The sequence below is a fragment of the Mycoplasmopsis columboralis genome, from assembly GCF_900660675.1.
GTDB classification, from domain to species: Bacteria; Bacillota_I; Bacilli_A; order Mycoplasmatales; family Metamycoplasmataceae; genus Mycoplasmopsis; species Mycoplasmopsis columboralis.
On record NZ_LR215039.1, the window covers coordinates 535,393 to 555,968 of the forward strand.

Annotated in this window: 15 protein-coding genes and 1 tRNA gene; 5 read left to right on the forward strand and 11 right to left on the reverse strand. The window is 29.7% G+C overall.

All coding sequences use genetic code 4. From position 1 onward, the window contains the following. Positions 1–87: 87 nt before the first annotated feature. From EXC45_RS02085 to uvrB, 10 genes are all read right to left on the reverse strand, one after another. Positions 88–2,490, reverse strand: coding sequence for a hypothetical protein (locus EXC45_RS02085; protein ID WP_036434866.1), 2,403 nt, complete (start codon positions 2,488–2,490; stop codon positions 88–90). Between the two features lie 14 nt (positions 2,491–2,504). Continuing rightward, positions 2,505–2,963 carry a hypothetical protein gene (locus tag EXC45_RS02090; protein WP_036434864.1) on the reverse strand — a complete coding sequence of 153 codons (459 nt, stop codon included), beginning with the start codon at positions 2,961–2,963 and terminating at the stop codon, positions 2,505–2,507. A gap of 77 nt (positions 2,964–3,040) precedes the next feature. Then, complete coding sequence (locus EXC45_RS02095) at positions 3,041–4,882, reverse strand: alpha-amylase family glycosyl hydrolase (RefSeq protein ID WP_036434861.1); 1,842 nt, start codon at positions 4,880–4,882, stop codon at positions 3,041–3,043. A 39-nt stretch (positions 4,883–4,921) separates the two neighbouring features. Beyond that, positions 4,922–5,680, reverse strand: a complete 759-nt coding sequence (locus tag EXC45_RS02100; RefSeq protein ID WP_036434859.1) for a GNAT family N-acetyltransferase — start codon at positions 5,678–5,680, stop codon at positions 4,922–4,924. Between the two features lie 43 nt (positions 5,681–5,723). Continuing rightward, positions 5,724–6,647 (reverse strand): NAD(P)/FAD-dependent oxidoreductase, encoded by a 924-nt coding sequence (locus EXC45_RS02105; RefSeq protein WP_036434856.1) that lies wholly within the window; start codon positions 6,645–6,647, stop codon positions 5,724–5,726. A 7-nt stretch (positions 6,648–6,654) separates the two neighbouring features. Further along, positions 6,655–7,626 carry a prolipoprotein diacylglyceryl transferase gene (gene lgt, locus EXC45_RS02110; protein ID WP_036434853.1) on the reverse strand — a complete coding sequence of 324 codons (972 nt, stop codon included), beginning with the start codon at positions 7,624–7,626 and terminating at the stop codon, positions 6,655–6,657. Next, positions 7,619–8,545, reverse strand: coding sequence for an HPr(Ser) kinase/phosphatase (hprK, locus tag EXC45_RS02115; RefSeq protein WP_036434849.1), 927 nt, complete (start codon positions 8,543–8,545; stop codon positions 7,619–7,621). The genes lgt and hprK overlap by 8 nt, the downstream gene beginning before the upstream one ends. Before the next feature lie 35 nt (positions 8,546–8,580). Continuing rightward, positions 8,581–11,433, reverse strand: coding sequence for an excinuclease ABC subunit UvrA (uvrA, locus tag EXC45_RS02120; protein WP_036434847.1), 2,853 nt, complete (start codon positions 11,431–11,433; stop codon positions 8,581–8,583). Positions 11,434–11,441: 8 nt separating this feature from the next. Next, complete coding sequence (locus EXC45_RS02125) at positions 11,442–11,945, reverse strand: hypothetical protein (protein ID WP_036434845.1); 504 nt, start codon at positions 11,943–11,945, stop codon at positions 11,442–11,444. A gap of 71 nt (positions 11,946–12,016) precedes the next feature. After that, complete coding sequence (gene uvrB / locus EXC45_RS02130; protein WP_036434843.1) at positions 12,017–14,014, reverse strand: excinuclease ABC subunit UvrB; 1,998 nt, start codon at positions 14,012–14,014, stop codon at positions 12,017–12,019. Between the two features lie 165 nt (positions 14,015–14,179). Between uvrB and EXC45_RS02135 the strand changes: the two genes are divergently transcribed. The 5 genes from EXC45_RS02135 to EXC45_RS02155 all read left to right on the forward strand — a co-directional run bounded on the left by EXC45_RS02135 (position 14,180) and on the right by EXC45_RS02155 (position 18,442). Then, positions 14,180–14,461 carry a hypothetical protein gene (locus EXC45_RS02135; RefSeq protein ID WP_036434841.1) on the forward strand — a complete coding sequence of 94 codons (282 nt, stop codon included), beginning with the start codon at positions 14,180–14,182 and terminating at the stop codon, positions 14,459–14,461. Between the two features lie 334 nt (positions 14,462–14,795). Continuing rightward, a tRNA-Gly gene (locus EXC45_RS02140) sits at positions 14,796–14,869 on the forward strand. A gap of 397 nt (positions 14,870–15,266) precedes the next feature. Beyond that, a complete protein-coding gene (locus EXC45_RS02145) occupies positions 15,267–16,088 on the forward strand; it encodes a GNAT family N-acetyltransferase (RefSeq protein WP_036434839.1) in 822 nt (273 codons plus the stop codon). Between the two features lie 50 nt (positions 16,089–16,138). Beyond that, positions 16,139–17,491, forward strand: a complete 1,353-nt coding sequence (gene asnS / locus EXC45_RS02150) for an asparagine--tRNA ligase (protein ID WP_036434838.1) — start codon at positions 16,139–16,141, stop codon at positions 17,489–17,491. A gap of 39 nt (positions 17,492–17,530) precedes the next feature. Then, positions 17,531–18,442 (forward strand): nucleotidyltransferase, encoded by a 912-nt coding sequence (locus EXC45_RS02155; protein WP_036434836.1) that lies wholly within the window; start codon positions 17,531–17,533, stop codon positions 18,440–18,442. 26 nt (positions 18,443–18,468) lie between these two features. Here the strand turns inward: EXC45_RS02155 and EXC45_RS02160 are convergent, their stop codons facing one another. Then, positions 18,469–20,517, reverse strand: coding sequence for an MYPU_1760 family metalloprotease (locus tag EXC45_RS02160; RefSeq protein WP_036434834.1), 2,049 nt, complete (start codon positions 20,515–20,517; stop codon positions 18,469–18,471). Positions 20,518–20,576: the final 59 nt, after the last annotated feature.

A 20,576-nucleotide genomic window follows, 5' to 3' on the forward strand; every position in this document is an offset into this window, starting at 1 on the left:
ATTAATGCAAAAGTGATTATGCAACACAATGCAATGAGAATATAAAAATCTCTTTTTTGAATATGGATTTTTAACTTAATAAACTTATTATTTGTCAAAATCAATTATTGTTGAGGCACCAGTTTGTTGGTTAATTCCGGCAGTTACTTGTGTGTATCTTTGATTTAGTTGTTCAGCAATTTTACTTTGGAATCACATTAAATCTTTATTAGCAGCAGTTTCTTTAGCAATCGCATCCAAGAATGTTGCATTTCCAAATGTTTGGTTGTTTCAGTTATCTCAAAGGTTAGCTCCTAAAATTGGATTTGAGTTATCAATACGGTTACTTTGGAATTTGATTACACCAAGACCACCCTCGCTAATTTGTCTATTTGAAGAAAGGACCTCAAGTAACTTATCAAAACTTAATGTTTTAAGGAAATTGTTGACTTCTGTTTGTATTCTTGCAACGGTAACACCTTCAGGAAGTTCTGATTTTTCAATTTTTGTAATTTCAGCTTTAATAAACATTTCTCATAAAGCTTGGTTTACATAGTTATTTAAATATAATCTTGCAGCTTTTTTAATTACATCATCTGCAGCTGGAGTAGATGCTGTTTCTTTAATAAATGTAAGCGCTGCGTTTTCTACTTTAACGTATTCTTCCTCTAATTTATTAGCTTCTAATGCTTTTACCAATGAATCAACTAGTGCTTTTTTATCATCATTTTGGTCACCATCAGCTCCAAAAATAGTTTTTTCAATTTTTCTTAAATGAAGACCTTCTCCTCCTCCCAAGGTTGCTTTATATTTAGCTAAGGCCTCATCTTTTAAAATTCCAGTTGAAATTCATCATGAATCTTTTTTAGGAGACTCAAAAGTTGAAAGAGTTTTTCCATACATTGCTGCTAAAGCATTTCTAAGACCAGTTTCTTCTTTTAAAGTTTTTACAAAATCAGCTTTAGATTCAGCACTAATTTTTGGAACTCCAGTAATTGTGCTGTTATTTGAAAATGACTCAGATTTTAAAATATTCGCATCTGCAATTGCTTCATCAGTGTTATTGTTTTTAACTTCTCATTGATAAAAAGGAGTTAAATTAGCACTATTACCAACTTCTACTATTGAAGCAAGTCCTTGAAGCAATTCTTCATGTGAGTTATATCCTAAGCTCTTGTAGAATTGTTGGTATTTAGTTGCAGTAGCTTCTGAATTAGCTAGAACTTTTTGCTTAATTTTCTCTTGAGCTGCTTTAGTAAATTGTACTTTTGAATCTGCTTTGAAGTATTCAAAGTTTGGTTCTGTTTGTAAAGCAATTTTAATAACTTCAATTAAAGCTCTTTTTCTATCTGGAGACGCATTTGCGTTTCTGTTGTTAATTAAGTAACTTCAAGCTCCTGAAGCTTGTCTATATTCATAATCATCTGTAGTGTTGATTACATTAAAGAAACTTTTTGCTCCACCTGTATTTTCAGATGTTTGTAAGTCTCATGTTCCAATGATTGCATAATCAATTTTTCCTTGTTTCATGAGTTCAAAAATTTTGTTTTGAACTTGACCCATGTCACTAACTAGTACTGCTTTTAAATCTTCTTGTGTGATTCCTTTTTTAGCTCAAACAGTTTCTTGATATTGTTCAGGTGTTTTTAAGTAAGCTGCTTCATAAATTGGGAAGTACAATCTTGAAGCTACATCTAAAGCAGTTCTGAATTCTTTTTTGTATTTGTTGTCAGCGCTTTCTTGGAATCCTGATACTGTTTTGGCATTATTTGGGTATAAAATTTTTGACATTAAATCTTCAGTAAGATTTTCTTGCTGTTGAAGTTTTCTAAACACTCCACCTAAAATTCCGTTTCCATACCAAAAATCTTGTAAACGAATAATCGCTTTTCCGGCTTTAACTAATTCTTCAAGACTATCTGTATCTTGATTATTAAGTTCTTTTCTTGCTTCATCAGCAGTTTTTGTAGAAGCAAGAACTATACCTTCAACATTGTGTCTAAGCGCGAATAATCTACTTTCTAATTTAGTATTTGCTCCAGTTCCGGTTTTACCAACTACACTACCGAATTTGACCATATCGGCTTTTTCTTCATCGGTTGCTCCAATTACCGCACCAATTTCTTCTAAAATATTTGGTTCAAATTGTTTTAATTCAACAACTGCTTTTTTAACAGCTAAATCAATGACTCTATCTTGTGGAGCATAGAAAATATCAGGAACTGATTCATCGGTAATTCCGACATCAGTGTTAACTGCATCAAAAACGTTTTTGGTGATTGTTTTGATTTTGTACCCTTTTTTAGCAATATCTGTTTTATTATAAAGTTCAACTACTTTTTTATAAAAGTTTTCTTGAGCACCATCTACTGCAATGATAATTTCTTTACTATCATTATATTTAGTTCCTGATCCGCCTCCAGTTGTATTATCACAAGCTACAGCTACAGCTGATGCACCAAGTCCACTCATAATTAATGATGAAGTAAGTAATAATTTCTTTTTAAACATTTTTTCTCCGTTTTCTATTCAAACACAATCTCGTTTTTAATATAACCTCAAATTGAAAAAATCAAGGATAAAGGAAGTAGGCATAATAAATTACTGATAATGCAACAAATATTCACTCACTTGGCTTTTTCAGTTTTAGAATAAATATAACCTAAATGAATTGACATTAAAATAGTTACGATTCATGAAAAAACCGCTACAATTAAAAGTAATCTAGCTTCAAAAGTCTTTATTTGATCAATAAATTCTTTCAGATGTTCCTTATTGTATAAATCAAAATTGTATTTTCTTAAAGAGTTTAATAATATGATTAAGGTTAAAAACATCATGAAGTTGGCAAAAATAATAAATAAATATTCGATTATTTTAGGTAAAAATTTGCGTTCTAATGGTCTTTTACCTAATAACAAAAATCTCATTCTTGTTCCAAATGAGATTTTTTTATTACGCTTGCCAAACCCATTATTTTTCATACCTTATAATAAATTATAAAATATTCTAAATTGCCCTAAAAATCATTTCCACATTTTTTCCAGTTATTCTTATTTGCTTATTGACTAGTCAAGTTATTTACTTTTGCAACTAATATAGTCCCCACTCCCTTTCCTGTAACTTTATTATTCTCAGAAACTTGAGTGTTTTTTGAATATAAGACTTCAGTTATTTTATATCCATCTTTCAATCTAAAGCTTAAATCATTATTTCCTCAGTTAAATAAATAAAGTAAAAATTCGCCTTTTTGATTAGTTCTAACAACAACATTCGAATCAACAATTACGCCCGAAATTGTATCTTTGTTAATTATTTGGTATGGATCTACCACACTATTTGGTTGTTGAGAAACAACATATGGATAATCATTTCTAATTTTATTAAGCTTAGACACTAACGAATAAGTTGATTGAGAATCTTTTATGGCATCTTCAATTTTTTGTTCATTAACCGATAAATTTAAATAAACTCTTGAATATTCTTCTCCTGAACGTTTTTCATAAAAATCCACTACTTTACTTTGATCTTTTCAAGGAAAAGCTTCACGAATTAAACTATCACCTTTTCGTTGTGGCCCGCCATGCATGTTTAATTCAATTCCATCATATAAAATAGGACTGCCACCACGTGATAATAAACTAGTAAGGCCATATTGAAGCATTGATTTTTCAGATTCGTTTAAGGGTTCATTGGTAAAGATGTTTTTACCAGTAAAATTAATTTTTGATCTAACAGAATTAATTCATCTTTCAACGTCATGATTATCTAAAAACGGCATTCAACGAGAATTATTTTGCGACACTAATTCCAAAATAGCTTTTTCTTGATTATAGTTTATTCCTACATCTAATGTGTGTTTTCAATGCACTCCATCAATTACACTATCTAAACCGCCATGAACTTTATTTGTATAAATAAGCGAATCTGAAGGACTTTGTCATCATTCACCAAACATAAATGGTGTTTGAGAAGATCTTTGATTCCCATCATTTAAAACATCTGCAGTTGTTTCTCTAAGTGAAGCAAAGATTGTGTTAGTTTTTTCAATACGATTAGTTTTATCCTTGTATGGGTTTTTACTATCAAAAAAGTGATAAAACGCATCATATCGGAATCCATCAACACCAATTTTGCTTCAATATCTTTGAATTGCTTTAAGTTCATTTATAACTTTAGGATTATTTAAATTTAAATCCGGCATTCCAGACCAAAATTCAGCAACATATTTTTTATTAGTTGCCGGAATTGATTTATCAATATTTAAAAAAAGGTTTCTTACTCCTTGATTATCTTCACCAAGTCCATCAACATTAGAAATATTATCATCTAAAAAATAATAATAATTTTGATATTCCTTATTCCCTTGTAAAGCGGCTTGAAACCAAGGATGTTCATAAGATGTATGGTTAAACACCATATCCAATACAACTTTTATTCCGTTTTTATGTGCTTCTTTTAAAAAATCAATAAAAGCTTGTTCTCCTCCTAATTCAGGAGCCACTCCTAAATAATCAATCACGTCATATCCATGATATGAGCTTGCTGGATGAATTGGAGATAAATATAATGTGTTAATTCCAAGATTTATAAAATAATCTAAATTATTTTTAAGTCCTATAAAATCACCAATTCCATCTCCATTACCATCTGCAAAAGAATACACAGTTAACTGATATATAGTTTCAGAATTGTTTTTAGAACTATAAGGAGCAACAAATTGAGCATTTTGCGCATCTTCTAAATAACTTAAACGTCTAGTATTATTTTTAATTATTTCTTTCACAAACTTTTCATCTCCTCAATTTTGCTTGTTTTTCTTTACAATCGTTGTACATGAGCTACTTACAAGAGTAATAAACGGAGCTCCAATAAGCAGTCATTTAAGTTTTAAAAGTTTCATATTTAAATTTTACTAAAAGCCCTTTTTAATTTACTTAGACTAGACAAGTTTATTTTTAAAAATTGCAATTTCTCCCATTGTTTTAAATCCTAGTTTTGAATAAAAATTAATTAGTTTGGATGATGCAGAATCTACATATATTAGTGTTTTACGCTTGTTTTGTGTTTGTTTGTTCAAAAATAAAGACAACATTTGAGTTGCTCAGCCCTGGTTTTGAAACTCTTTTTTAGTATTGACTCCTCAAAGAACATCATAATTATTGATAGTATAAACAATTGAAGCTCCACATATTTTTTCTAAATTATTTTCTAGATAAAAGATGTCTTTTCTTTTTGAATTAATTTGCTTAATTCAAAGATCTTCAAAAAAGCCAAATTCTCCATTTAAAAATTTTTTATACTCACTTTTATTACTTGAATAAACTAGTTCACTATTTGTGGATTCTAATTTCGTTTTTTTATTATCATTTGTCATAATCTGATTAAATCACACAATTGATTCCAAAGAGTTCATTACTTTTTTAAAATCCAAATAATTATTCTTGTCTACATAAATATAATTTGGATTAAGTTGAACAATTAGTCTCTGAATTTTTTGTAATGTTTGTTTTCTTAAAAGGTGTTTATAAGTGATAAAATGCAAAAAAGAAACTTCTTGATTGTTTAATTCTTTCATTTCATAAATCGCACATATATTATCAATTCTAATTAATTTAGCTTGATTGTTTTTTAATAAAAAATAAACCCAATTATTCACTGGAAAATTGTTTAAAAGTAATTTTTCTATTTTCTTTTTCATAAAAATAATTATATAAAAAACAAAGGTTTATAACCCTTGTTTGTTATGCTCCGTTGATTAAATCAGAAATTTTCTTAGCTGCAATAGCTCCATCAGAAGCAGCGGTAACAATTTGGCGAATTTCTTTGGCACGGATGTCTCCAGCAGCAAAAATACCTTTAATTGATGTTTGCATATTTTCATCTGTAATGATGAATCCTCTATCATCAAAGATATCTAAATCTTTTGCAAAATCAGCCACTGGAATAAGACCTATGTAAGGGAAAAATGATCCAACTTCCAAAGTAACTTCTTCTCCGTTTTCTTTTTTAAGAACAGCTTTTTCTAACTGATTTTCACCAATTAATTTTAAAATTTGTGATTTGTAGAATACTTGCACGTTTTCAAGTTTAAGTAATTCATCAACAAGTCTTTTTTCTGCATTAAAGAAATCATCTTTAACAACTAGATAAACCTGTGAAGCAATTTTAGATAAATAAGTTGCTTCTTCAACTGCTGAGTTCCCTCCTCCTAATACAAGTGAAGGCAATCCTTTGTAAAGTGGACCATCGCAAATAGCGCAAAAACTCACTCCACGGTTAATTAAGTTTTCACAGTTTTCAATAAATGTTGGAATTCTATTTTTCATTCCAGATGCTATTAAAACTGTTTTAGCACTATAAGAATCTCCTTGAACTGTTTTAACTTCTTTATTTAAATCACCGTGAGAAATAATTTCTGATACTTCTCCGTAAATATATTTGGCACCGTATTTTTGTGCATGTTCAAAAAATCCAGTCGCCAATTCTCATCCTTGAGTCATTTCAGTTCCAATTCAGTTTTCAATTTTGCTGGTAGCTGAAAGTTTTCCTCCAGGAGTTCCTTTTTCAATAAAAGCTACTTTTAAATTAGCTCTAGAAGCATAAAGAGCCGCATTAAGACCTGCAGGCCCACTTCCTATAATTATTAAATCGTATTGTGTATTCATTTTTTCCTTAAATTTTTGCTGGTTTAATTATATTTTTAACGTATCCAAAAACAGCTTTAGGCGAAGTTTTTGATACATAAAGTTGATATTTCAACTCATCTTTGTATTGATAAACATATCTATATTTTTGTTTTACAACCACATATTCCACTCTTGAAATGAATTGGAAATAAATAAATCATAATGTTCCCAAAATCACAAAAGCCAGCGAAACATTTGAATAAAGAGCAAACGAATCTTCACGAAGAGGTTCCATTGCAAACCGTACTAAACCATATCAAATAAAGTACATTCCTGCGTGTGTTCCTGGTTTGAAAAGACCAAAGAAGTTAAATATTCATACAATTACTAAGTAAGCAAATAAATTAGCAAGTCCTTCATATAAAAATAATGGGTAACGATACAATCCAGTTAAACCAAGAGAATCAGAATACGCATCAGAAATAAACATATTTTTAGCAATAGTATCTCCAAGCGCTAAAACCGCAGATCCATCTCAATCAACCTTACCGTATAACTCATGGTTAGCAAAGTTTCCTCATCTACCAACAAATTGTCCAATTAAAACACTTGGTATGATGATACTTAGAACTTTACGGTAGTCAATCACATCCCGCTTGAATCATCCATAAATCATACCAGCAACTCCACCGACAATAACTCCCCCTTGAATTGACAATCCTCCATCTCAAGCGGCATATCAATGAGAGTTTTTAAATGGTTCAGGCTCATAAAGAAGAGCTTCCACAACATATCCTAAACGAGATCCAAAAATTGATAAAGGCACAATGATGATAATAAAAGTAAGTAGAACTTCTATTTTGTATTTTTCGCGCATTCAGAAAAATACAATAGTCAAAATTGAAGCGATAATTCCAAGCATAATCATTATTGAATATACCCTTACTTCAAAAGAACCGATTGCAAATAAATATCTTGCAGTTCCAGCACGAATTGGTTCTAATAATGCATTATTCATCTTCTAGTCTCCTTTTTTCAATTTTATCAATAACATTAAGGCCATCATGACGAGCTAAATATGCGTTTACTGCTGCTTCAATTAATGAAGAAACAGATCCACCTTCTTTAGTTGGTACTTGAATCATTTTAATTGAACGACCCATGATTGGATATTTTAGAAAGTCAATACCTAAGCGATCTAATCGGTTTTGTTCTTCTTTTTTTACTAATTCCACCACTAAGTGAATTGGAGAAGAAGAAGCAACTGATCGAGCACCATAAGTATATTTAATGTCAATTGGACCAATTCCTCTCACTTCTAAAAAGTCTTGAGTAATTCGTGGTGAACTACCAATAAAACGGTTTCCTAAATCTTTAATTAGGACTGCATCATCAGAAATGAAAATATGTCCTTTTTGAATTAGATCTAAGGCAGCTTCACTTTTTCCTGATCCACTAGGTCCTACAATTAAAACTCCAATTCCACCAATCATCATTAAACATCCATGTACTTGAACCACTTGGGCAAAATGGTTGTTTAAATATGTACCAATACTGGTAGTTAAATATGAACTTGATAAAAATTTGTCATGAACTACAGGCACTTTGTATTTGCTGGCAACTTCTTTAATTAATTGAATATTTGAGTCTGACATTCCTTTAGAAAGCATTACAAGTGGCGGTTGAAATGAAAAAACATGTTCAAGTGATTTGCGTGTTCTTTTATCTCCAACTAAGTCAAATCACTTACTTTCACTTGTTCCTCAAGCTATCACATTAAATTTTAATCTCTCTGTTCCGGTGTTTTCAGCTAATTCTAACCCAACTCTTTTGATTGCTGGAGAAAGAATTTCTCTGTTATTTAGAGGAACATTTGAATTAATGACATTAAGATCAAAAAAACCTATAATGTCGTTTGCATACATTTTTTTTGACATATTATCCTTATTTATAATTTTAAAATTATACCGTTTTAGGTTTTTAATTTCAAAATTTTACGCAAGAACTCGGCTGTGTATGAAATTTCAGAAGCACTAACTTGCTCAGGTGTTCCTGAAGCAATCACCCGTCCACCTTTAATTCCTCCATCAGGTCCTAAATCAATGATATGATCTGCACACTTGATAACATCTAAGTTGTGTTCAATAACAAGCACTGAATCTCCATTATCAACAATTCGATTTAAGATATGAATTAATTTTTTTACATCATGAGTGTGCAATCCCGTTGTGGGTTCATCAAGAACGTACAAAGTTTTTCCGGTAGGTTTTTTTTGTAAATAAGTGGCTAGTTTAACTCTTTGGGCTTCTCCTCCAGATAAGGTAGTTGACATTTGTCCTAGTTTAATATAACCTAAACCAACATCTTGGAGAATTTGTAATTTTTCGACAATTTTAGTTTTAGCTTCAAAAAATTCCAATGCTGTATCTACAGACATATCTAGAACATCAGCGATTGTTTTGTTGCGGTATTTAATTTCAAGAGTTTCACGATTGTATCTTTTTCCATCACAATCATCACAAGCAACATAAACATCAGGTAAAAAGTGCATTTCGATTTTAATAAAACCATCTCCAGAGCAACGATCACATCTACCTCCAGCGACATTAAAACTAAAACGACCTTTTGAATATCCTCTTATTCTTGATTCTTCTACATTGGCGTAAATATCTCTAATGTCATCAAAAACTCCGGTGTATGTCGAAGGGTTTGAACGTGGAGTTCTACCGATAGGACTTTGTGAAACTGGAACAATTTTATCCACATTTTCTAGTCCTTTAATTGAATCAAACAAAGCTTTTTTATGTGCATTACCTTCTGCAAGACCTAAAGAATATTGAATTCCATGAACTAAAATCTCATTAACTAAAGTACTTTTTCCAGAACCACTAACACCAGTAACAGCAACTAGTTTTCCAAGTGGTATTGTCACTGAAATATTTTGTAAGTTATTTTGTTTTGCTCCATTAATTGTTATGGTTTTTCCATTACCACTTCTTCTGTTTTTAGGAATTTCTATTTTTCACTCTCCAGAAAGATATTTTCCGGTAATTGATTTTTTATTTTCAACTATTTTTTCCAACTCACCAGCAGCAACAATTTCTCCACCTTTATGACCAGCTTCAGGACCAATATCAACGATGTAATCTGAAGCAAGCATAGTGTCTTCATCATGTTCCACAACAATTAGCGTATTTCCTAAATCGACCATTTTACGTAGGGTTTCGATTAATTTCATATTATCTTTTTGATGTAGTCCAATTGAAGGTTCATCTAAAACATATAAAACTCCAGTTAAATTAGAACCAATTTGAGTAGCAAGTCGGATTCTTTGGGATTCTCCTCCAGAAAGGGTTTCTGCATTTCGATTTAAAGTTAAATATTCTAATCCAACATTTTTTAGGAATGTAAGTCTATCAGTTATTTCTTTAAGAATAATTTTTGATATCTGAATTTCACTCTCACTAAAAGTTTTTGTAAGTGTTTCAATAAAATCTAAAGACTCCTCAATTGACATTTGAGTAAACTGATAAATATTCTTTTGGCCTAATTTAATAGCTAATGCATTTGAATTTAATCTTGCTCCCTTACATACATGGCATTGAAATGAACCCATGTATTTTTTAAGTCAATCTCGGATCGCGTCACTTGTAGTGTTGTAGTACAAACGTTCAACTTTGTCTAAAATTCCTTCAATTTCTCGTTTATATCTTCGGTGTGTTCCACCACTAGAAGTTAAATCAAACTCAATAATTTCATCTGAACCGTGTTTTAAATATTTTAGTAAATGTTCTGGTATTTCATCAATTGGTTGATCCTTGTCAATCCCATAATGATTTAAAAGAACTTCAAATTCTTGTCATTCTAAATTTTGGGTGTTTACAGTGTTTTCAAAGTACTTAATTCCACCTAAAGAAATACTTCTTCAAGGTTCTGGAACCAATGAGTTTCAATCTGCTTTAAATTCAACACCAATCCCCTTGCAATTTTGGCACATTCCATAAGGAGAATTAAAAGAAAAAAGTTTGGTTTCGATTTTTGAAATACTGAAATCTTTGTAAATACATGCATGATTTTTTGAAAAAGTTAAAATCTCATTTGAATCAGCGTTCTCAACTTTAACAATTCCTCCAGAACGATCACAAGCAATGTCTACTGCTTCAGCAATTCTATTTTGATTTTCTTCAGTTAAAGCAACTCTGTCAATTACTAAATCTATAACATGGCGAACATTTTTGTCTAAAACAATTTTGTCTTCAAGCATAAATAATTGACCATCTACTTTAACTCTTAAAAATCCTTCTTTTTTTAACTTTTCTAAAAGATTTTGGTGAGTTCCTTTTTCTCCATCGACAAGTGGAGAATAGATAATAAGTCTTGAATTTTGTGGTTGTTTGTAAATTGAAGTGATAATATCTTTGGAACTTTGAGAAGTAATTTCAATATTATGATTAGGACAATAAGCTTTACCAATTCTGGCAAAAAGCAATCTAAAATAATCATAAATTTCTGTAACTGTCCCAACGGTTGAACGTGGATTATTGACAGTCGTTTTTTGTTCAATAGAAATAGAAGGACTTAGTCCTTCAATAGATTCTACATCTGGTTTTTTAGTACCGCCTAAAAACATTCTGGCATAACTACTCAAACTGTCTACATATCTACGACGTCCTTCTTCGTAGATAGTATTAAAAGCAAGTGAACTTTTTCCTGATCCACTTAAACCAGTAAAAATAATTAATTTGTTTTTAGGTAAAGTTAATGAAACATTTTTTAAATTGTTTTCTCTGGCACCTTTGATGACAATCTGATCTTTTTTTGACATTTTTCCGCCTAACTTGGTAAGTCACATCCATTAACTGGATGCAAAAATAGTGTTGTTTTTTCAACTTCTGTGATTTCTTGTGGAGTAAAAATATTTAATTCCTCAACTAAAGTTATTAAATTTTTTGCACTACCGTCTAATCTTAGAAATGAAAAAAGGTCTTGAGCCAATAAATATAATTGATCTTGAAGATCTTTACTTGGTAAAACATCTTCAAATTTGTTGATATTATTAGCTTTTAAAATCTCTTTTATTTTAGCAAATTTATCATTATTTGCTTGAGCTTTAATCGCACTTAAATATCCTAAAGCTACAGCAAATATTTTAGTATCTTTAACAAATGAATCATTTCTTTGAAATGTTGAAAAAGTTAATGCATGTCTTAGTTGATCGTCACTTAAGTTTGCTTTAAGTAAAATTTTTCTAAAAGCATTATATAGTGAAACAACGTCAACGGTTTGAATCAAAATAAAATCAGTATTGTTTTTAATTTCTTTATATGTATATGTCATATTATCACCTCACTCAAATTGTATACTAAAAAATGAAAAAGTTAAAAAAACGCTAAAAAATTAGCATTTTTTTAACTTTTTGCATTTTGGAGCTCTAAAAGTATGTCTCTAAGTTCAATTGCTCTTTCATAATCAAGCATTTTGGCCGCTTCATCCATTTGACGCTTTACTTCTTTAATTACTTCTTCTCTTTCTTTAGGTGAGACCTTCTCTTTTTTGGCTTTCTTTTGACTTTGATCTAAAAGAAGTTGCACAGCATTCATAACACCGTGACCATGAATTGGTTCACTAAGAGGCTTAATAATTGTTTTAGGTACAATATTGTGTTTTTGATTATACGCAATTTGTAAAGCTCTTTTTTCTTTGTTATCATCAATGCACTCTTGCATACTTTTTGAAATCTTGTCTGCGTAAAAAATAGCTTGTCCTTTGTGGTTTCTTGCTGCTCTACCTGTAATTTGAATAAGAGAACGAGTATTACGCATAAAACTTTCTTTATCAGCATCTAGAACAATCACTTTAGAAACTTCAGGTAAATCAATACCTTCACGTAAAAGATTAATTCCAATGAGCACTTCGTAAATACCTGCCCGGAGCTTTCTTAATATTTCATTTCGAACAAAAGTATTATGTTCAGAATGAATGTAAGCTGCTTTCACATTACGTTCAAGTAAATATGCCGATAATTCTTCAGACATTCTTTTGGTAGTAGTTAAAATAATTGTTTTGTCTCCGCTTTCTCTTTGTTGGATAATAGTATTGTAGATATCCTCGATTTGATTTTCTGTTGGTTTAATAATAATTTCTGGGTCAAGTAATCCTGTAGGTCTTACATATAAACGAGTAACAACTCCTTGTGTTTTATCAAGTTCATAATCACCAGGAGTAGCTGAAATGTAAATTTTATTAAAATCAAAAGCACTTTCTCATTCTTCAAATCTTAGTGGTCTATTTTCCAATGCGCTTGGTAATCTAAAACCATAATTAACAAGAGATTCTTTTCGTGAACGATCACCTTTATACATCCCATTTAGCTGTGGGACAAACATGTGAGACTCATCAATAAACATTAAAGAATCTTTAGGAAAGTAATCTAAAATTGTATACGGTCTTTCTCCGAAAGTTCGACGATCCAAATACATTGAGTAATTCTCAATCCCTTTACACATCCCAAATTCTTTCATATCATCAATATCATTTTTGACTCTTTGATTAATTCGAGTGGCTTCAAGTATTTTTCCTTCATTGGAAAAATACTTGATTTGACTTTGCAATTCTTTCTCAATAAGAGGAATAATGTCATTATATACTGAATTTTCAGTTGCATATGCATTACCTGGAGAAAGAGTATAAATAGAAACTTTTTTAAGAACATCTTTAGTTAAAGGATCAACTAAAGCAATTTCTTCTATTTCATCCCCAAAAAAAGAAATTCTCACACAAGATTCTTCAGAGTCTGCAGGTCTAACAAAAACTACATCACCTTTTAAAGTGAACATCCCTGGTGCTTGATCAATATCATTACGATCATATTTAATTTGAACCAGTTGAGAGATAAAATCTTTTACCGAAATGGTTTGACCAATATAAAAACGATAAAAAGAATCTTTGTATACTTCAGGATTTAAAGCACCATAAATAGCACTAACAGAAGCTATTACAATTACATCTTTGCGAGTCAATAGAGAATTAACGGCGCTTAAACGTAAAATTTCGATTTGTTCGTTGGTTTGTGAATCCTTTTCAATATATGTATCAGTTGTAGGCAAGTATGCTTCAGGTCGATAGTAATCAAAATAAGAAATAAAATATTCAACGGCATTTTCAGGAAAAAAAGTTTTTAATTCACTATATAGTTGTGAGGCTAAAGTTTTGGTATGGGTTAAAACAATGACAGGACGATCAAATTCTTTAATAACATTTGCAATTGTAAAAGTTTTTCCGCTTCCTGTTACCCCAAGTAAAACTTGTTCTTTAGTTCCTTCTTGAATTCCTTCGACAATTTCTTTAATTGCTTTAGGCTGGTCACCGCTTGGTTTGTAATTTGAATGTAATTTAAAAAGACTCATGTTTTTATTATATATTTATTGGCTTAATTTATAATAAATGCAAATGAATTTACTTTGAGATAAAAATAACAATATAACAATTAAATCACAAATTGAGAAATCACTTTTTTAAAGAAAAACCACAACGATTGTAATTTACTTTTAAAAAAGAATGTTTTTGGAGTTGTGTCAGACACTTTAGAACAGGGATCTTATTATTTTTCTATTAAAATCAAAAATCACTCTCTAAGTACTATAAAAGATCAAATAAGACTCTTTTTAGAAAGTCAGTATAAAGATAAAGAAATAAAAGAGTGTCTTCAAGAGATTTTTAATATTTTAAATTCCTTATATATTCTCGATCATAAGACACTGGAAAACAAAAAACCTTCTTATGTTTGAAATAAATCACTTATTGATCAAATCTTACTAGTTTCTTATAAAGGAGCAAAAGCTCAATTAACTTAGAATGAACGTAATGAATTAATTATTTTAAAAGGAGCAGTCTTATCAGATCAAATTCCTTATAATAAGGATATTCTTTATCAATAGCAGCTATATTTACTAAAGCATCAAGAGATCAACACCAAGATAAGATTTCAAATTTTACAACTACTTCTAATGTAATATTAAAATCTCCTAACGAAGTTGGATATTTTCTATATTATGCTGGTTCTAATAGTTGAGAAATAACTCATACAAAAAACAACCAAACATTAGCAGAAATTTGTTTGGTAAAAAAATAAAAAAAATTTTTGTTGTTTTAATTTTTTGTATTATAATAATTAAGCAACAAACGCATGCGAGTGTAGTTTAATGGTAGAACTTCAGCCTTCCAAGCTGACTGTGAGGGTTCGATTCCCTTCACTCGCTCCATATCACTATTGACCGAGTACCTTTAAGGTACTTTTTATTTACTTGTGTCCCTACAAAAAGAAAGTACGCACTGAGTGCGTACTAGTAAATGTTAACAACATAACTTTATAGACAATGATAAGAAACGAGAGAGACAAAACTTATCTAGATATCTATAAAAAATAAAAGGGGATACTTGATAGAAAAATATAAGTAAATATATAAAATCAGTATGTGGAAAATATTAAGCGAGTACTCTTTCGTTTGAAAGAGGAGATCAACTAATGGATCTCAATATAATTATAAAGATTTAATTGCAGATTAATTGCAGAATGTTCAAAACTGGAAAATATTTTCACATTTTGGCATTTTGCAATTTTTAATTACCCTCAAACAAAAAACAATATAATTTAAAAATATGAGAAATTTCAAACTAGCTTTAGAATCGCAAAAAGAGCAAATAATTAACTTTTTATACGAAAAAAGTCCGTTTTTGAATACTTTTTTAATTTCTGATATTACTTTATTTGGTTTGCATAAAACTAATGATATTGCAACACACATCAACGATGGAAAATTAAGCGATGTCGTGCTATATTTTTATGGAAATTTAGTTATTTATTTAGAAAATTTAGATTTTAATGAACAACAATTTGCTGAAATTATTCAAAATCATCATGTAAAGAACATTTTGCTGGTAGGAGTTGATTATAAAGATTTAGTTAAAAAAATACAAAAATATGGCTTTGAATTTATTGTTCATCAAGAAACTTTTATGAAACTTAACAAAAAACTCTTTTTAAGTCAATATGATAATTATTTAACTACTTCAGTAGAATTTACCCCAAGCGATATTCCAAACATTATTGAGGCTCGTAATACCGTTAAAGAATTCCAAGGATTAGGAGAACAGTATCAAGATCCTAATTATTTGAGAAATTCATACAATAATGGGTCTTATTTTGGGTTTGTAGTTAAACAAAACAATCAAATACTTGCTCATGCTGCTTCTTCAGCTGCTACCGAACAAGCCGTAATGCTTGGGAGCATTTTCAGTGTAGAACAAGCACGGAATTTAGGATATGCTAAAGATTGCACTATTGCTTTATGCAAAAAAATCTTAAATCAAGATAAAACACCAATTTTATTTTGAGACAATCCTGCTGCCGGCCAATTATACAAACGACTTGGTTTTGAAGAAATTGGAAAATTTGTTGTTCTTATAAGAACAAATAATTAACAATAAATAAAGTATAATTTAAAAACTATTACATTAAGATGGAGAATATTATGTTTTCAGTAAAAAAAGTATTACAAAAACCAAATTACTTTCATGCACGTTCTTACACTTTGAAAGGATGAGTAACTTCAAATAGAGGTAACAAAAAAGTTAGATTTATTTCTGTAAATGATGGTACAACAATTAAATCAATGCAAGTAGTTTTCAAAGGAGATCAATTTGATTTCGAATTACTTGATAAACTTAAAAGTGGTTCAGGATTAGTTGTGGAAGGAATTTTAAAAGAAACTCCACAAGCACAACAACCAATTGAACTTGAAGCAACAAAATTAGTTGAATATTCAATTGCCCACGAAGATTATCCAATTCAAAACCAAGAAATGAAACTTGAAACTTTAAGAGACCTTCCTCATGTAAGACATAGAACCAATTTGCTTAGAGCAATTATGCTTGTACGTTCAACTTTAGCTCACGAAGTGCACCGTTACTTTATGCAAAGAGAGTTTTATTACATGAACTCTCCTATTATTACAAGCAATGACGGGGAAGGTGCTGGAGAAACTTTTGTTGTAAACGATGGTGAAAAAGAACCATTTTTTGGAAAAGATAAAAAAGCAACCTTAGGAGTTACTGGGCAACTTCATGGTGAATCTGCCGCACTTGGGATGAATAAAATTTATACTTTTGCACCTACTTTTAGAGCAGAAAAATCAAACACCAAAAGACATTTAGCTGAGTTTTGAATGATTGAACCTGAAGTAGCTTTTTATGACTTAAATCAGGACATCGCTTTAGCTGATGATCTATTAAAGGTTGTAATTAGAAATACAATGTTCAAAAATAAAGATGAGCTTCAGTACTTAAATGACACATTAGATAATAGTTTACTTGATCGTTTAAACGAATTTGTCAATACCCCTTTAAAAATTGTTGAATATACTCAAGCAATTGAAGATTTAGCTAAAGTTAAAGATATTTTCGAAAACAAAGACATTAAATTTGGGCTTGATTTAGCTACAGAGCATGAAAAATATTTAACCGAAGTGGTATATAAGGCTCCAATTGCCGTGATAAACTTCCCTAAAGAATTTAAGGCTTTCTACATGAAACAAAATGAAGATGGTAAAACTGTTGCTTCATTTGACTTACTTGTACCTGGAGTTGGGGAATTAGTTGGTGGTAGCCAAAGGGAAAATGACGTTAACAAGTTGCTTCAAAGAATTAAGGAGCTTGGTATTGATCAAGACGATCTTAAATGATATTTAGATCTAAGAAGATTTGGAAATACTGGATCAGCAGGTTTTGGAATTGGATTTGAAAGATTAGTAATGTATGTAACAGGAACCGAAAATATTCGTGATGTTATTCCTTATCCTAGAACAGCAGGAAATATTAGAATGTAAAATTAGCATCGCTAATTTTTTTATATTAAAATTAATACAATGAAAAAAGTAAAAATCGGAGTGGTTGCTGAATACAACCCCTTTCACAATGGACACATTTATCAATTAAATTGAATTAAAAAACAATTCCCAAATTCCAGAATCTATGTCGCTATGTCTTATAGATACTCTCAAAGAGGCGAATTTATTTGTATGTCATGAAACAAGCGTAAAAAATACGCAAAAAAATACGGTGCGAATAAATTTATAAAACTAAAAATGAATATTTCTTCTCAAGCAGCCCACATTTTTGCTAGAGAAAGTGTTTTAAAATTAGCCAAAAAAGGAATAAATTATCTTGTGTTTGGGAGCGAAATTGGAGATGCTACTTATCTAGTAAACATTGCTACAATTTTAAAAAATAATAATGCCCAGTACAATCAATTAGTCAAAAAATATTTAAAACAAAAGGGATTAAGTTTTCCAAGAGCCACAAATTTAGCACTTCAAGAATTAACTAATGAAGATATTTCAATGCCCAATGATATATTAGGAATCGAATACATCAAGACAATTGTAAATGAAAATTTAAATATCGTTCCTATAGCGCTTAAAAGAACTATTGATTTTCATGCTCAAGAAACCGTTAATAATTTTGCAAGCGCAACCAAACTCAGAGAAATGATTAAATCAAAACAAGATATTTCTAAATATACACCTGTGAAAATAAGCGATATTAAATTTAAAGATATTGCCTCTACTTATCAAAGATTTCAAAAAATTATTAGCAAGACTCCAGCAAAAGAAATCGCAAAATATAAAATGATTTCTGAAGGAATGGAAAATCTTTTTAAAAAACAAATAAATTCGCCTGATTACGAATCGTTTATAAAAAATTGTACAAGTAAAAGATATACTTCTGCTCGCATTAAACGTGCTTATTTATTTGTTTTACATAAAATTAAAAAATAAAAACCTCGATTACTTTTTCGAGGTTTTTATATTTGTTTTACTAAAATTTTATTTTCTTTTGGTTCTAAATATGTGGTTTTTACAATTCTTGTTGTGGTACTATGAGCATTTGAAACTCTGCGAAATTCAGGAAGAGAGATGTGATCATTGTATTTGATTTCATTTTCTTCAATAATGTTATTTTTATTATCGTCAATTCAAAAGTAAATACTATCTCCATCATGTAACTTTACATAATCTTCTGTTATATATGGATAATAAACTTCTTTTGGATTTGGATAAATTCTACTTTGAAGTTGCTTTTGTCTTTCTTGATCGTTTAACATAATTGCACCGGTATCAAACTCGCTTTTTCCAAAGAAATTAAATGTATCTTGATATTGGAATTTTGTACTTTGTAGTATTTTATTATCTTTTGAAACGATTACAAAACCACTATATTTTTTATTAGGTAAATAACCGCTGAATTTAACATATTCTTTGGCCACATCATCGGTTCAGATACTTTCATGTAATTTTGTATTATCATCAATTTTATCATTTCATTTTCATTGAATTTTAGGAAAAATCTGAGCTATTGCTTTTCCATAACCCATTGTATCAAGGAACAATTCATAAAATTTAGAACTTCTATTATTTTTGAATTCGTCTTTGAGAGTGTAAATGCTTGATGAATCAAAGTTATCATCTCCTGTTACAGTACCTTTATAGTTAAACGCAAAAACATTATCAGGAAAGGCTAAATATTCATTAATGTCAAAACCTCTATTTGTATATGCGGTTGCTGAATTTAATAAATAAGTTCGCATTCAATCATTTCCAGCTCCATAAGTTGATAATGTATAACCTTGTTTAGAAACAACCGAATTACCAAATCATCCAAAATAAGATGTTGAATTTGAACTTTCTGGATAAATTCCATCATTAAGAGGATAATAATTTTCAAAAGCAAATTTAGTGTATTCTCGAGCTACTAATTCAGTTAAAGAAAAAATATATTGAAGAGATTTAGGATTAATAACAAATGTGCCATCACTTGTGTACCAAAATTCTTTTTTATCATCAAAATGAAATTTGTCAACATTGGTATTTGCGTATTCTCAAAGCTCATTTGGAGAAAAATAGTTATGCAACAATTTGCTCTTTGCAATATCGCTTAATAAGTCGTAATTAGAATTTCCTGTTAAATCTGCTTTAATATTAATATTTCAATTTAATAAGTTTTTGAATTCTTTGCTAAAGTAACCATTTCAAAGTTGGGTTTCGTTTAATTCTCCTTCTTCGCTAGCTCCATGATAGATAATTTTTTCATTTCCAAAATCATTCTTATTGTTGTTAAACGGATCAATTATCAATGCTGTTTGAGCATAAGTATTGGCTCAATGGTGAATGTACTCGTGAAAAAGAGTTCCCATCAGAGAAGACATAATTGAATAAAGACTAATATTTTTTTCTAAAAATGCAAATCCATTTAAATAGATATTTTTACTTTGTGGAATATATGCTCCATTAGCTGATTTTGGGATAACATTAAAATCATTGATATTAATAGCTTCTAAATAAAATACTTCAGGTCCAAAAGGAACTTTTCGCTTAAATTCTTGAGCGAATTTTACTAATGCATTTTTACCAAGCAAATATCTTTTATTATTGTTTCCATCCACAAAATAAGCATAATCACGAAAAATAATTTTTGTATAAGGATCAATATATTCTAAATAAAATCTCTTTTCTGAATCTTGTTTTTCTTTTACTAAAAGAAAATCTTTATCTGTAGAATTTACTGCAGATAAAATTTTGTTTTTCTGTTCTTTACTTAGATTTGGACCATTAACAATTAATAATTCTGAATCAGTAATTTGCACAACTCTATGAGGAGAAATGGAACTATCATCAAAATTTTGATAATTTTTATTAATCTTAACTGAACTTAAATCCACAGCATCAAAAGTTTTATGAACCGGAGTTGGATTTTGTTGTGAGTTTAAATCAAAAAAGTCACAACTACTTGTCAGAGTTGCTAAAGAACTTAAAATCGCAAATAATCCAAAGTACTTTTTAAAAGTTTTTTTCATAATTTAAAATTATATTATTTATTTAAAAACTAAATCAGTTTTAAAGAAAAATCAGCAAT